Genomic DNA, 13625 nt, shown 5'->3' with positions numbered 1-13625 from the left:
CCTGCCCTAGTCCAGCCAGTTGTCGGAATCCTCGATCAGGAACTGGGCGGTGCTGGGCGGCCGGGTGCGGCGGCCCCATTCCCTGAGTATCTCTTTCTCGGCGCAGCGGGCATCGACTTCGGCCCGGATCGCGGCCGGGTTCCAGCCGGCCAGCAGCCGGGCCTTCAGCTCGTCGCGCAGCCCGGCATGTTCCGGGCGGTCCCACAGGTCGTCGATCTCGTCCGGATCGGCGACCAGATCGAACAGCATCGGCCGGTCGCCCTCGGCATGGACGTATTTCCACCGCCCGGAGCGGATCATCCGGATGCATTTCGTCTCCTTGCCGGTCCAGGGCGAGGACAGGTCGGTGACATATTCGCTAAAGGTCTCGCCCGTCACGCCGGCGTCGGGGGCGCGGGCCCGTGGCAACAGATCCCGGCCCCGCGACCGGGGCAGCGCCGGCGCCCCGGCGGCGCTGATCATCGTGGCGCCGAGATCGACCAGGTTGCAGACACTCCGGCAGCGGCTCCCTTCGGGAAGATGCCCCGGCCAGGACAGGATCAGCGGCACCCCCGCCGATTCCTCGTACATCGTGTTCTTCCACCACAGCCCGCGCTCGCCCGCATGCTCGCCATGGTCCGAGGCATAGATGATCAGCGTGTTCTCTCCGAGCCCGGCGCCGCGCAAGGCGTCCAGGATTTTCCCGATCTTGACATCCATGGCGTGGACCAGCGCCCAATAGGCAGCCCGTGCCCGCTCGACCGCCTTGGCATCCGCCGCCTCGGTGCAGCCCTCGGCACGCCATTGCGTCACCCATTCGGGCTCGGCCCCCGGCGCCGGTTTCGGGAGGCGCGGAGCCGGGACCCGGCCTTCGAAACGGTCATAGTCCCCGGCACGGGCGACAAAGGGACAATGCGGCAGGATGAACCCGGCGACCATGCAGAACGGCGTGTCGTCGCCGCCCTGCCGGGCGCGGCCCAGTTCCGCCAGCCGGTCGCAGGCGGCCTGCGTCGTGGCGTCGTCCACCACCTCGTAGCCCGACTGCCCGCGCCCCGACAATGCCAGCGAGCGGGCCAGACCGTCCGGCCCCGGCCCGCTCGGCCCCTGGGCGCCGACCAGCGGCCCCAGCCTCTGCCGCGCCACGCCCATCCAGTTCGGCCCGCAATCACCGACCAGCCGCTCGGAAAAGCCGTGCAGCTGGTCCGGCCCGATCGAATGCATCCTGCCCACCGAGATGGTCCGGTATCCGGCGGCGCCAAGGGAATGGGCATAGGTCGGCAGGTCCGAGGCCAGCATGTCGTCCAGCGTCCAGCAGGATTGCTCGTGCGGCCAGCGTCCGGTCAGCAGCGACATCCGGCTGGGTGTACAGATCGGCGAGGGGCAATAGGCATTGTCGAAGGTCACGCCCTGCGCCGCCAGCGCATCCAGATGCGGCGTCGCGCCCAGCGGATCGCCATAGGCCCCCGAAACCGACCGGGCATGCTGGTCCGAGAACAGGAACAGGATATCCGGCCGGTCGCCCATCCGCGCCTAGCCGAGCGGCGGAGTGGCGTAGAGGAGCTTGCCGCCGACCCGGATTTCGGTATCGACCAGATAGGGCTGCAGCGCCTCGGTATCGACGGTGATCCCCAGCCCCGGCGCCTCGGGCGCCCGGATCTCGCCCGCGGCATCGCGGAGGATCGGATTGGCCGCCACGCGCAGCGCCAGCACGCATGGGTCGGCGGGATATTCGCAGATCCGGTCCTCGGCACGCCCGGCAAAGGGCTGCAACGAGGCGCTGAGCGCCAGATGCGTGGTGAAGGTGTGATTGACGTAAGAGACCCCGCGCGCGGCGGCCAGCTGCGCCACCTCATGGGCCGGGCCGATGCCGCCGATCCGGCCGCAGTCGATCTGGATGAATTTCACGCGGCCGAAATCCATCAGGTGCCGGGCCATGGCGACGTTGTGCGCCGCCTCGCCCCCGGCGATGCCGACGGTCGGGCTTCGCGCTCCCAGGGCGGCATAGGCCTCGAAGGCATGTCCGGAAAACGGCTCCTCCAGCCAGGTCGCCCGCGCCGCGACAAGGGCGGGCAGCCGCGCCGCCGCGGCCTCGACATCCTCGCCGAATATCTGCCCGACATCGACCATCAGATGGCTGTCTTCGCCACCGCCTTCACGGGCGGCATCGAAATGCTCGGCATCATAGGCGGCGGTGCCGGTGCCGATCGGACCCCAGCCGAATTTCATCGCCCTGAACCCCTCGGACCTTGCCTTGCGGGCCCGCTCCAGCGTCTCTGCCGGCGTGTCGCCGAACAGCAGCGAGGCATAGGGGATCTTGGGTTCGGAACGGGTGTAGCCGAGCAGCTTCCAGACCGGTTCGTCCCGGGCCTTGCCCAGCAGGTCCCAGAGCGCCATCTCGATCCCCGAAAGCGTATGCGCCGCCTGCAACAGGTCCATGCTGTCATGCGCCACCCGGGCCGAGATCGCCGCAATATCGCCGGGGTCGTTCAGCTGTGCGCCCAGCACCGAGGCCGAGACCGGCCGACAGGCGCCATGCGACATCGGGCAGACGAAAGCGGCGATCGAGGGCAGAGGTGCCGCTTCGCATTCGCCCCAGCCGACATGCCCGCCGGCCGCGACCCGGACCAGAAGCGCATCCTGGCTGCCGTCCGCTGCGGTCGTCACCTCCGGCATCGAGAGGTAGAAGAAATCGACCGCCTCGACCCTCATGCCGATCCCCTTCGGTAGATCACCGCCTCGGGCGTGAAAGCGGCATCTTCGTCCAGCGGGAACATCGGCCGGGCGCAGATCGTGTGGCCGAGCGTCGGCAGGTTGGCCGAGGTCGCCCCGGGCACGTCGATGTTGAAGTTCTTCTCGACCCAGGCGTCATACATGTGGAACTCGGCATGCGGCGATTTCAGCACGATCAGGTCGAAATCCCGCGGGTTGCAGCCATTGGCATAGTAGAGCGCACGGTCGAAGAGGCTGACCGAGCGGCTGAGAACCACCACGGTGAAGTTGTCGAAGCGCAGCACCGCCGTCGGACCCGCCGCCAGGGGCGTTCCCATGGTTTCGAGCCGGGCCTTGCCGTCCGACAGCAGGGCGACATCGGCCTCGACCGGCATCGGCGGGAAGCGGGCGGGGTCGATCGCCCCGCCCAGCGTGACCTTGATCCGCGCCCCGACCCCGGCCTTGTGCGCCGCAGCCGCCGCGCCGGGATCGACGATCTGGGCCAGCACCCGGCCCGGATAGCCCGCATCGCGCAGACCTTTCAGGATCAGGTTGGAATCCCCGGTCGCGCCGGAAGAGGTCGCATCGGCCGCATCGGTGAACAACAGCGGCCCGGCCATCGTCGAGGCCTGCGCGATGGCGCGGGGCAGTTCGATCAGATTGGCCTGCATCAGGGCCCGTTTCGGCCAGAACTCCTGCGCCAGCCGGATCGACTCGGCCTTGGCCAGCCCTTCATCGGACTCGGTCGTCACCAGCACCTGCGAGCACAGCTCGGGCACGTCGGTGAACGGGTTTCCGATACTGATCCCGGCGGCCAGCACCGAGCCGTCGCGCTCCAGCCGCTGGCATTCGCGGATCAGGTCGCCGTAGTAGCCCTTGGCCGTGATCAACTCGTTGCCGCGCACCAGCGTCGGCATCACCACCCGCGAGATGATCGGCCGCACGTCGCTGTTCATCAGCTTCAGCAGCAACCGCGCCGCGCGGGCACCGGTATCGGCGAAATCGACATGCGGATAGGTGTGATAGAGCGTCAGCCCATCGACCTGGCGCAGCATCCGGTCGGTGCAGATGCCATGCAGGTCCAGCGAGATCGCCAGCCGCTTGTCGGGGCCGAGCATGCGGCGGATCTCGGTCAGCAGGTGGCCTTCGGGGTCCAGTTCCCCGTCCGCGCCCATGGCACCATGCAGCGAGGCATAGACCGCGTCGACCGAGCCGATTTCAGCCGCGACCGCGTCCAGGATTTCGGTCGAGAGCCGCGCCCAGCCTTCGGCGGACAACAGCCCGGCGCTGCCGGCCCGCGCAGCGATCGTCGGAACCACCTCGATGTCGCCACCGGCCTCGAAGACCGACAGCGCCCCGCCGATCTCGGTGTTCAGGCCGCGATGCTCCAGCAACTCCGCGCCCCGGGAAATGTGGAAGTTCTCGTATTGCGAGGGGAGCGGATTGAACGAGGAAATCTCCTGTTTGCAATCCAGCATCAGAATGCGTCTCATGTCAGAGCCTCCCACCAGTGTATTCATTCATCACCACGGCCACGGTATCGCCGCGCGCCACACGGCCCGGACCGGCCGACATCCAAAGCACCCCGTCCCGCTTGTAGGTCACCTTTATCGGTTCGTGATCCACATCCTCGACGAAATGCAGATAGCCGGCAGGGTCGCCACTGCGCACCGTGTCGCCCGCCAGGTTGCAGGGTTCGAACAGGCCCGCGGCCGGGGCGAAGGAATAGTTCGCCCGGTCGCTCACCTGCATGTGGCGGGTCTTCGGATCGTCGTCCTCCTCCAGGCCGGTCTCGGTCACCTCCATGAAGTTCAGGAAGCGCCGCAGCCCGCGCCGGGCAATCCGGACGCCCTCGATATTCACGCGGCCCCAGCCCCCCACTTCGGTGCCCAGCGACAGGATGCCCCGCCGCTCGACCGACGAGGTGAGGGTCGCGCCTTCGTCCACGCCCGAGAAAACCACGTTGTAGGGCGCACCGAAGGCTTCGGCGGCGGCCAGCGTGCGGGCCATGCCGTCGGGATCGGCGATGTAATGCATGTTGGTCGACAGTGCGGCATCGCTGGAATGCCCGGCGGTGTGCAGATCGACCGAGGCATCGACCATCGGCAGGATCACCGCGTCAAGGTAATGTGCCACCATCTCGCTGAAGGTGCCCCTGGGGTCGCCCGGGAAGCACCGGTTCATGTCGCGGTCGTCCACCGGAGACAGGCGGGTGTCATTCATGACCGCCGGGATGTTGACCGCCGGAAGCATGATCACCCGACCCTGCACCGTGGCGGGGTCGAGCGTGCGGGCCAGTTCCGAAACCGCGATCTGCGGTTCGTATTCGTCGCCATGGATGCCGCCGGTGAACAGCAGCGTCGGACCGCTGCCGTTCTTGACCACGACGATGGGGATCTCGATGACACCCCAGCCCGAGGTGTTGCGGGACAGCGGCGCACGAAGGTATCCCGCCTGACGCCCTTGCTGGTCGAAATCTATCTCTGCCGTAATGCGGCTCGCGGCCTCAGCCATTCGACACTCCCCCCTGCAGTCTTGTTTGCCCGTTTTTCGCGCAAGCTTGCACGCATCGTATTATTGTATACTATTTTTTTGACTGTCAATCATCGCCAGCCCACACGAGGAAGGAGCGAGACATGATCGAGGAACGATCGCAGGCAATCCCGAAGGTGCGCATCACCGGAATCGTGGCGGCGCCGCTCTTCGGGGACAGCCCGCCGGGCGGTTGGTCGAACGAAATCCAGCCGACCGACTCGGTCCATACGCTGATCGCGGTGCATACCGATGCCGGTATCACCGGCTTCGGCAGCGTCTTCACCGATGGCCGGCTGGCCGCAGCCGCCGTCGCACATCTTGCGCCGCTGTATCTGGGCGAGAACGCGCTGGAGCCGGAGCGGGTCAGCGAGAAGCTGCATCAGAACAGCTTCTGGATGGGGCGCGGCGGTACCCTGACCCATGCCATCAGCGGCATCGACATCGCGCTCTGGGACATATTGGGCAAGGCGACCGGGCTGCCGGTCGGAATGCTTCTGGGCGGGCGGCACCGCGAAAAGGTGCAACCCTATTGCTCGGTGCTGATGGAGGAACCCGGCCCGATGGCCGAGGTGATCGTGCGCTTCCGCGAACAGGGGTTCCGCGCCTTCAAGATCGGCTGGGGCCCGTTCGGGCGCCGCGATGATCCGAAGCTGGACGAGGCCATCGTCGCCGCGGCCCGGGCGGAACTGCCCGAGGGTGGCAAGCTGATGGTCGATGCCGGGGGCAGCGACGCCTATTGGCCCAACGGCCTGAAATGGGCGCTCCGCACCGCCGACATGCTGGCCGATCACGAGGTCTCCTGGTTCGAGGAAGCCCTGGTGCCCGACGCGCTGGAGGATTTCGTGACCCTGCGCCAGACCAGCCGGGTGCCGATCTCCGGCGGAGAGGTCATGACCCGCCGCCAGGCGTTCCTGCCCTTCCTGGTGCAGCGCGCCTTCGACATCGTGCAGCCCGACGTGACCAAGGTCGGCGGGCTGTCGGAACAGCGGCGGATCGCGAGGACGGCACAGGATTTCGGGGTGAGATATGTCGGGCACGGCTGGAACACCGCCCTTGGCCTGGCGGCCGACCTGCAACTGGCGGCCGCGCTGCCGAATGTCGACCTGGTCGAGTACATCGGCGGCAGCGCCTATGTCGACGGGTTGCTGACCGACCCGTTCACGCTGGACGCCGATGGCAACCTCTCGATCCCCGACCGCCCCGGGCTTGGGGTCACGCTCGACCCCGAGAAGGTCGCCCGCTACGCGCCCAATGCGGCGCAGATGTTCGCGCAGGAGGCCTGAGCATGTCCGGCCACATGATCCGCAAGCAGGACCGGCACCAGCACTGGACCCTCTCCAAGCCGGCGGTTCTGACCGAAGGCGGCGTCGTTTCGGCACAGAGCGCGATTGCCGCCGCGGCCGGGGCGCGGGCACTGGCGGCGGGCGGCAACGCCGTCGATGCGGCGGTGGTCACGGCGCTGGCCCTGCACGTCGTTGAACCCTGGAGCAGCGGCCTGGGCGGTGGCGGCTTCCTGGTGCTCGACCTGCCGGGCCACGGGGCCGGGGCGGTCAATTTCTCGATGAAGGCGGCGGCGGATGCCGATCCGGCGAACTATCCGCTGGCCGGGGTGCCGGGCCGGCACGGGCCGTTCCAATGGCCCATGGTCGCCGATGACCGCAACACGGTCGGCCCGCATTCGATCCTGATCCCCGGTGCCGCCGACGGCCTGGCCGCGGCGCTCGACCACTATGGCACCCTGTCCTGGGGCGATGCGCTGGAATATGTGATCCCGCTGGCCGAGCGCGGCATTCCGGTGGGCTGGTACACGACTTTCGCCATTGCCGTGGAGGCGCGGCAAATCTCGCAATATCCGCATACCCGCGACGTGTTCCTGCGCGACGGGTTGTTCCCGCCGGTCAGCGAAAGCGACGATGCCTCGGAAGTAGTCCGCGATCCGATGATGCCCGGTTTTCTGCGGCAACTGCAGAAGAACGGCGCGCGCGATTTCTACGAGGGCGAGATCGGCGAAGCGATCGTCGCCGACATGCAGGCGGTCGGGCGCAACTGGACGCTGGACGATCTGGCCGCCTACCGGGCCCGGGTCAGCGCCCCGGACATCAAGCCCTATCGCGACACGGAACTCCTGGGCGTACCCGGCCTGAACGGTGCCCCGACCGTGATGCGGTTCTTCGAGCGGGTGGAACACCGCTTCGCCCCCTCGGGCCGTCCGCCGACCCCGGCCGACTATGCCGAATTCGCGCTGCTGATGCGCGAGTTGTGGCAGGAACGCTATTCCGAAATGGGTGATGACAATCCGAACGAGAAATGCACCACCCATGTCAGCGTGGTGGACAGGAACGGCGGCATGGCCGCGCTGACCAACACGATGGGCGCGCGGTTCGGCTCCAAAGTCTCGCTGCAGTCCTCCGGCCTGCTGATGAACAACGGCATGTTCTGGTTCGATCCCGAACCGGGCCACGCCAATTCCATCGGCCCGGGCAAGTATCCCCTGACCAATGCCTGCCCGATGATGGTGCGGCGCGGCCGCAAGCCGGTCCTGGCGCTCGGCGCTGCGGGCGGGCGCCGGGTGCCGCCCTCGATCCTGCAGACCATCTCCTTCGTGATCGACCACGGGATGAGCCTGGAAGATGCCGCCCATGCGCCCCGGATCGACCCGGTGCGGCTGGAGGCGGTGGCCTGCGATCACCGCCTGTCGCCCGAGGCGGTGGAGGCGATTGCCGCGGTCGCCCCGGTGCGGGTGGTCGAGAACACGGTCTATCCGTTCCTCTTCGCCTGCATCTCTTCGGTCGCGCGCGACACCGAAAAGGGCATCAACTGCGGCATGCCCTCGGTCGATCTGCCCTATGCGGCCGCGGTGAGCGAAGCCGAGGTCTGACCGGGGCGGCGCTCAGTCGGGGTCGCCCGCAACACGAAATCCGAGATTGCCGGTCGAGGTGTCCGGAGGGTTTCCGGTGCGCGAATGCACGTGGTAGCGGTCGCAATAGCTGACGTGGCAGAGGTAGGAGCCGCCGCGCTGAATCCGCGCCATGCCTTCCTTCGGTCCCTGTGGATCGACCAGCGGGCTGTGCCCGAGATCCGGCGGCCCGAAACGGTCGGCGACCCATTCCCAGACATTGCCGGTCATGTTGTGCAACCCGTAACCGTTGGGCGGAAAGGCATCGACCGGCGCGGTGCCGACAAAGCCGTCCTCGGCGGTATTCTCGACCGGGAAGGTTCCCTGCCAGGTGTTCATCCGGTGCTCGCCCCCGGGCTGCATGACATTGCCCCAGGGGAATTTCATGTTCGCCAGACCGCCGCGCCCGGCACGTTCCCATTCGGCCTCGGTCGGCAGGCGCAGCCCGGCCCAGGTGCAATAGGCCAGCGCATCATACCAGGCGATATGGATCGCCGGATGGTTTTCGCGCCCCGTCCAGTCCGATCCCGGTCCCTCGGGCGCGGCCCAATAGGCGCCATTGACGGCCCGCCACCATTCCAGTCCCGGCGGACCGGGCCAGGCCCGCGCCTTCTCGCCGAGGAAGAGGTGGAAGACGAAGCTCCAGCCTTCCTCCTCGGCCACGGTGCGATAGCCGGTCGCCGCGACGAAACGGGCATAGTCGGCATTGCTGACGGTGAAGGGCGAGATCAGGTAGGGCGACAGCTTGACCCGGCGGCGCGGGCTGTCGAGATCGGCCGGAAACCGGGATTTCCGGGTGCCCATCTCGAAGAACCCGCCGGGGATCGGCTTCAACCGGGCCTTCAGTTCTGCCCGGACCTCGGGCGCGGCCGGGGCCACCGCCAGCGCCGCGGACATGTAGCGCTCGTCATTCGATGCCGGCGCGGCCGAGCCGACACTGCAACAGTTGCCCTTCGATGCGACACTGGTCTCGTCGTTCATCGCTCACCCTCTCGGGTCGGGTTTCGCATGATCCGGGCAAGAGCTGCAATGCCCCGCCCCTCAGTTGCCCCGCGCCAATCGTCGCGGCCCGGGCCGCCGGGGCCGCCCGGGCCCGGCTTGCTCACGCCGCGGCGACGGTGCGCTGGCGCTGGCTGCCGAGGCCTTCGATGCCGAGTTCCATGACGTCGCCGGGTTTCAGGTAGACCGGCGGGGTCTGGCCCATGCCGACGCCGGGCGGGGTTCCGGTCGAGATGATGTCGCCGGGCTGCAGGCTCATGAACTGCGAGATGTAGGACACCAGATGCCGCACCCCGTAGACCATCGTCGCGGTGCTGCCGTTCTGGTAGCGCTTGCCGTTGACCTCGAGATACATGGCCAGCGCCTGCGGGTCCGGCACCTCGTCCCGGGTCACCAGCCAGGGGCCCATGGGGCCGAAGGTGTCGGCCGACTTGCCCTTCACCCATTGCCCGTGACGCCGGATCTGGAAGTCGCGCTCGGATACGTCGTTGACGACGCAATAGCCCGCGACATGGTCCATCGCCTCGGCTTCCGGGACGTATTTCGCGGTCTTGCCGATCACCACCGCCAGTTCGACCTCCCAGTCGGTGGCCGCCGAGTTGCGCGGGATCTCGACATCGTCATTCGGGCCGCAGATCGCCGAGGTCGCCTTGAAGAACAGGATCGGTTCCGGCGGCACCTCCATGCCGGATTCGGCGGCGTGGTCGGAATAGTTCAGCCCGATGCAGATGAACTTCCCGACGCCGCCGACGCAGGGCCCGAGCCGCGGCGAGCCCGGCACCAGCGGCAGGCTCTCCGGGTCGATGCCCCGGGCGGTCTCGATCGCCGCCGGCAGGCCGGCGCCGGCGAAATCGCCCAGATGGCCCGACAGGTCGCGCAGCTTGCCGGCCTTGTCCAGAATCCCGGGAAGCTCCTGCCCCTTCGGTCCAAAACGTAGCAGTTTCATAAGGTTGTTCCTTGATCTTCAAGTCGTTCAATAGGTCGCGCGGCCGCCGGACAGATCGAATGTCGCGCCGGTGGTGAAGCTGTTCTCGGGCGAGACCAGCCAGCCGATCATCGCCGCCGCCTCGTCCAGTTCCAGGAACCGGCCACGCGGGATCTTCGACAGCATGTAGTCGATATGCTCCTGCTTCATCTGGTCGAAGATCCGGGTCCGCGCCGCCGCCGGGGTCACGCAGTTGACCGCGATATCCTGCCCCGCCAGCTCCTTGCCCAGCGATTTCGTCAGCCCGATCACCCCGGCCTTCGAGGCCGAATAGGCGCTGGCATTGGGATTGCCCTCCTTGCCGGCGACCGAGGCGATGTTGACGATCCGCCCATAGCCCCCGGCACTCATCAGCGGCACCACCGCCTTGTTGACCAGGAAGGTGCCGTTCAGGTTGATGTCCACGATCTTGCGGAACTCCTCCACCGGGTAGTCGGCCAGCGGCGCGTTCATCCCGGCGATCCCGGCCGAGTTCACCAGGATCTCGACCCCGCCGAAGGCCGAGACGGTCTGCCCGGTCGCGGCCTGCACGCTGTCCCAGTCCGAGACATCGACCGACACCGCGATCGCCCCGGCGCCGAGACGCGTCGCCGTCGCCTGCGCCAGATCGCCATCCATGTCCCAGATCGCCACCCGCACACCGCGCCCCGCAAGATGCTCGGCCACGGCGCCGCCGATACCCTGCGCCCCGCCGGTCACGATCGCGCTCTGCTTCGATAATTCAGCTCTGCTCAAGGGATTGTCCTTTCATGGATAAGGTTGAAATCGCGCAGCCGGCACCGCGCGGGGCGGCAGTGGCTGCACATGACGGTTCGGCAGCCCGATACGGGCTGGCCGGGCATCCTCGGCTCGACCGCAATATCGACCAGTTCCGCGGCGGCTGCATCAACGGAATGACATCGGCGGCAACTCGATGTCCCGGCGAGGCCGGTCCGCCGCGCCGGGGCACCCTAGCCCAGGGCCTCCAGCACCGCCGCGGTGGTGGTCACGGTCGCCACGTTCTGCATCGCGTAGTTGATCGAGGCGGCATGCCAATCGGCGTTCATCGTCGAACAGGCATCCTCGGGGACGATCATGTGAAAGCCCTTGTCGGCGCCGGTGCGGGCGGTGTGCTCGACGCTCATGTTGGTCCAGCTTCCGCAGTTGATGATCGTGTCCCGGCCGCCGTGATGCAGATAGGATTCCAGCCGCGAGGTTTCCCAGGCCGACATGCTCATCTTCTCGACGACCAGATCGCCCTGCTGCGGCGCCAGACCATCGACCGGCGCGACGCCCCAGGTGCCGCGCACCAGCGCGTTCTGGCTCTTGAGCCCCTGCATCAGCGCCGCGTGCTGCGCCAGATAGGGCGCGCCGGGCTCGATCACCATCCAGACGAAGATCACCATCACCCCGCGCCGCCGCGCCGCTTCGGCCAGGCTGGCGGCATTGGCGATGACATTCTGCGCCCTTGCGTGATCGGGTGCCCCGGTGTCGGCAAAGGCGCCGCCGTCGATGATCACGTCGTTCTGCATGTCCTGCAGGATCAGCGCCGTCCGGGACCCGTCGATGCGGGCGTCGAGCCGCTGCTTCACGATCAGCGGCGCGGCGGATGCGGCGGCCCGCGCCGGCGCGGCAGTTCGCGCCGGCGCCGCGGTCGCGGCCGTCGGGCGCGCCCGGGGCCGCGGGAACATGAACGGTTCGTCGCGGCCCTTGGTCTTGGTGTCGAGCGAGAACAGCGTCGTCATGGCGCAGAAATAGAGCGTGCTCCAGTCCGGGCCGCCCCAATGCAGGTTCGCCACCATCTCGGGGACGCGGATCTTGCCCAGCAACTCACCTTCGAAGGAATAGACCCAGACCCCGCCCGGCGCGGTGACATAGATATTGCCGTCCTTGTCGGCCTTCATCCCGTCCGGCCGGCCCGGCAGGCGGCTGTCGGAAATCCCCCCGGCGAAGACCCGGCCATTGGTCAACGTGCCGTCGGGCGCGACATCGAACATCCGGATGTTGGCCTGATCGGTATCGTTGACCCACATCCAGCGCTGGCAGGGAGAGAAGGTCAGCCCGTTCGGCTGGGTGAAGAGATAGCGGTCCACCACCAGCTGCGGCTCGTCCCCCGGCCGGTGCCCGGGCGGCAGACGATAGACGCCCTGGAAGCCCAGCTGCAGCGGCCGCGGCACCCCGAAATGCTCTTTCCGGCCATAGGTCGGATCGGTGAAATAGATGCTGCCGTCGTTGCCGACCACGATGTCGTTCGGGCTGTTCAACTCGCGGCCCTGATAATGCGAACACAGAACCTCGCGCCGCCCCTCCGGGGTGATCCGCGCCACGGAAGATGTGGAATGCTCGCAGACCAGCAGATTGAGCTCGGCGTCATAGGTCATGCCGTTGCCCTTGTTCGAGGGCTTGGCAATCTCGCGAATGCCCTGCCCCGGCGTATAGCGGCGGCGCACATCGGCGGGCATGTCGGAAAAGATCAGGTGCCCCTCCAGCGGATGCCAGAGCGGACCTTCGGTGAAGGTGAAGCCGGTCGCCAGCTGCCGTACCGGCGCATCCGGGTCGATGAGATCGGTGAACCTGTCAGAGATTGCCTGATGCGCCATCTTTGGGTGTCCTCTTCAGTCGGCCGGGGCGGGTCGGATCGGGGCCCGCCGCTGCGGGCCCCGGGTGTTGCGGAAAGGCGCGACCGATCAGGCCGGGAACCAGGGCCGGTCCGGCAGCGTCTCGGTCATCGGGCCGGGAACCTGCATCCCCAGCCGGCCGACGACCTTCTGCCGTTCGATCTTGGCCGGGCGGTCGTGGATCGGCAGCAGGAAGGTGTAGTTGTTCAGGAGCTTCTTGATCGCCCCCTTCTCTTCCCGCTTCGACTGCGAATGGTTGCCGGTGGTGCGCGGCTCCATCCAGTTGTTGGTGTAGACGTGGTTCACGATCTGGTCGTTGAAGTCATAGATCACGTCGCCGCAGATGCAGGCCAGCCCCTCGGCGGTCTCGACGATGACATTCATCGAGCCTTCGGTATGGCCGCCGGCATGTTCGCACCAGACGCCGGGGATGATCTCCTCGGCGGTGGTGATGTCGAGATCGAGGAAGCGGATCGCCTCGGGTTCGTAGATCCGATCGACCAGATGCTTGATGTCGGGCTTGGGATATTGCGGATACATGATCCCCGAGACCGAGAATTCCATCTCGCGCCGGTTCAGGACCACCGTGGTGTTCATCGGGAACAGGTCGTCCTTGCCGGCGTGGTCGATATGCAGATGGGTGTGCAGCACATAGCGGATGTCGCCCAGCTTCAGCCCGTGCTTGGCCAGCTGGTTCTCGATCATGTTCTCGTGGAACTGCAATCCGCGCATTCCCAGAGATTCCATGATCGCGTTGTCGCGGTATCCGGTATCGACGACGACCGGATACTCGCCGCCGGTGATCAGGAAACCGTAGACCGGCACCCGGCGCACCCGGCCGCATTCATGGCCTAGGACGAGGAAGCTGGTTTCAAGCTCGATGTCACCATAGTCGAGGAGGTGAATTTGCAAGGCCATGTGGTCT

The 13625-nt window shown here is 67.3% G+C and carries 11 protein-coding genes; 2 read left to right on the top strand and 9 right to left on the bottom strand.

Annotated elements, in window-relative coordinates; all coding sequences use genetic code 11:
* Window positions 1-6 precede the first annotated feature (6 nt).
* From NUW50_RS15820 to NUW50_RS15805, 4 genes are read right to left on the bottom strand one after another with little or no spacing between them, the layout of a single operon-like run.
* Entirely contained in the window at window positions 7-1503 is a 1497-nt protein-coding gene (locus NUW50_RS15820) for a sulfatase-like hydrolase/transferase (RefSeq protein WP_258290103.1), read from the bottom strand.
* Between the two features lie 6 nt (window positions 1504-1509).
* Complete coding sequence (locus NUW50_RS15815; RefSeq protein ID WP_258290102.1) at window positions 1510-2688, bottom strand: mandelate racemase/muconate lactonizing enzyme family protein; 1179 nt, start codon at window positions 2686-2688, stop codon at window positions 1510-1512.
* Entirely contained in the window at window positions 2685-4181 is a 1497-nt protein-coding gene (locus tag NUW50_RS15810) for a M81 family metallopeptidase (RefSeq protein ID WP_258290101.1), read from the bottom strand. The genes NUW50_RS15815 and NUW50_RS15810 overlap by 4 nt, the downstream gene beginning before the upstream one ends.
* 1 nt (window position 4182) lies before the next feature.
* The gene (locus NUW50_RS15805; RefSeq protein WP_258290100.1) at window positions 4183-5202 is read right to left on the bottom strand and encodes a succinylglutamate desuccinylase/aspartoacylase family protein; all 1020 of its coding nucleotides are present in this window, start codon (window positions 5200-5202) and stop codon (window positions 4183-4185) included.
* 122 nt (window positions 5203-5324) lie between these two features.
* Between NUW50_RS15805 and NUW50_RS15800 the strand changes: the two genes are divergently transcribed.
* Entirely contained in the window at window positions 5325-6506 is a 1182-nt protein-coding gene (locus NUW50_RS15800) for a mandelate racemase/muconate lactonizing enzyme family protein (RefSeq protein ID WP_258290099.1), read from the top strand.
* 2 nt (window positions 6507-6508) lie between these two features.
* A complete protein-coding gene (locus NUW50_RS15795; RefSeq protein ID WP_258290098.1) occupies window positions 6509-8101 on the top strand; it encodes a gamma-glutamyltransferase family protein in 1593 nt (530 codons plus the stop codon).
* A 12-nt stretch (window positions 8102-8113) separates the two neighbouring features.
* On the opposite strand, the gene NUW50_RS15790 is transcribed toward NUW50_RS15795, so the two are convergent.
* The 5 genes from NUW50_RS15790 to NUW50_RS15770 all read right to left on the bottom strand — a co-directional run bounded on the left by NUW50_RS15790 (window position 8114) and on the right by NUW50_RS15770 (window position 13618).
* Window positions 8114-9100, bottom strand: a complete 987-nt coding sequence (locus NUW50_RS15790; RefSeq protein WP_258290097.1) for a formylglycine-generating enzyme family protein — start codon at window positions 9098-9100, stop codon at window positions 8114-8116.
* Window positions 9101-9221: 121 nt separating this feature from the next.
* Window positions 9222-10064: a fumarylacetoacetate hydrolase family protein gene (locus NUW50_RS15785; protein WP_258290096.1), complete on the bottom strand. Its 843-nt coding sequence runs from the start codon at window positions 10062-10064 to the stop codon at window positions 9222-9224.
* Window positions 10065-10091: 27 nt separating this feature from the next.
* Entirely contained in the window at window positions 10092-10838 is a 747-nt protein-coding gene (locus NUW50_RS15780; protein WP_258290095.1) for an SDR family NAD(P)-dependent oxidoreductase, read from the bottom strand.
* Window positions 10839-11053: 215 nt separating this feature from the next.
* Complete coding sequence (locus NUW50_RS15775) at window positions 11054-12682, bottom strand: isochorismatase family protein (RefSeq protein WP_258290094.1); 1629 nt, start codon at window positions 12680-12682, stop codon at window positions 11054-11056.
* Window positions 12683-12769: 87 nt separating this feature from the next.
* Window positions 12770-13618 (bottom strand): N-acyl homoserine lactonase family protein, encoded by an 849-nt coding sequence (locus tag NUW50_RS15770; RefSeq protein WP_258290093.1) that lies wholly within the window; start codon window positions 13616-13618, stop codon window positions 12770-12772.
* Window positions 13619-13625: the final 7 nt, after the last annotated feature.

Source organism: Frigidibacter sp. ROC022 (genome assembly GCF_024723735.1).
Lineage (GTDB): Bacteria > Pseudomonadota > Alphaproteobacteria > Rhodobacterales > Rhodobacteraceae > SLM-1.
This window is presented reverse-complemented; position numbering and strand designations above follow the sequence as displayed.

What these genes read in the sequence shown, in the direction of transcription:
- NUW50_RS15820 (WP_258290103.1), bottom strand. Translation starts at nt 1,503, where the DNA reads ATGGGCGACCGGCCGGATATCCTGTTCCTGTTCTCGGACCAGCATGCC.
- NUW50_RS15815 (WP_258290102.1), bottom strand. Translation starts at nt 2,688, where the DNA reads ATGAGGGTCGAGGCGGTCGATTTCTTCTACCTCTCGATGCCGGAGGTG.
- NUW50_RS15810 (WP_258290101.1), bottom strand. Translation starts at nt 4,181, where the DNA reads ATGAGACGCATTCTGATGCTGGATTGCAAACAGGAGATTTCCTCGTTC.
- NUW50_RS15805 (WP_258290100.1), bottom strand. Translation starts at nt 5,202, where the DNA reads ATGGCTGAGGCCGCGAGCCGCATTACGGCAGAGATAGATTTCGACCAG.
- NUW50_RS15800 (WP_258290099.1), top strand. Translation starts at nt 5,325, where the DNA reads ATGATCGAGGAACGATCGCAGGCAATCCCGAAGGTGCGCATCACCGGA.
- NUW50_RS15795 (WP_258290098.1), top strand. Translation starts at nt 6,509, where the DNA reads ATGTCCGGCCACATGATCCGCAAGCAGGACCGGCACCAGCACTGGACC.
- NUW50_RS15790 (WP_258290097.1), bottom strand. Translation starts at nt 9,100, where the DNA reads ATGAACGACGAGACCAGTGTCGCATCGAAGGGCAACTGTTGCAGTGTC.
- NUW50_RS15785 (WP_258290096.1), bottom strand. Translation starts at nt 10,064, where the DNA reads ATGAAACTGCTACGTTTTGGACCGAAGGGGCAGGAGCTTCCCGGGATT.
- NUW50_RS15775 (WP_258290094.1), bottom strand. Translation starts at nt 12,682, where the DNA reads ATGGCGCATCAGGCAATCTCTGACAGGTTCACCGATCTCATCGACCCG.
- NUW50_RS15770 (WP_258290093.1), bottom strand. Translation starts at nt 13,618, where the DNA reads ATGGCCTTGCAAATTCACCTCCTCGACTATGGTGACATCGAGCTTGAA.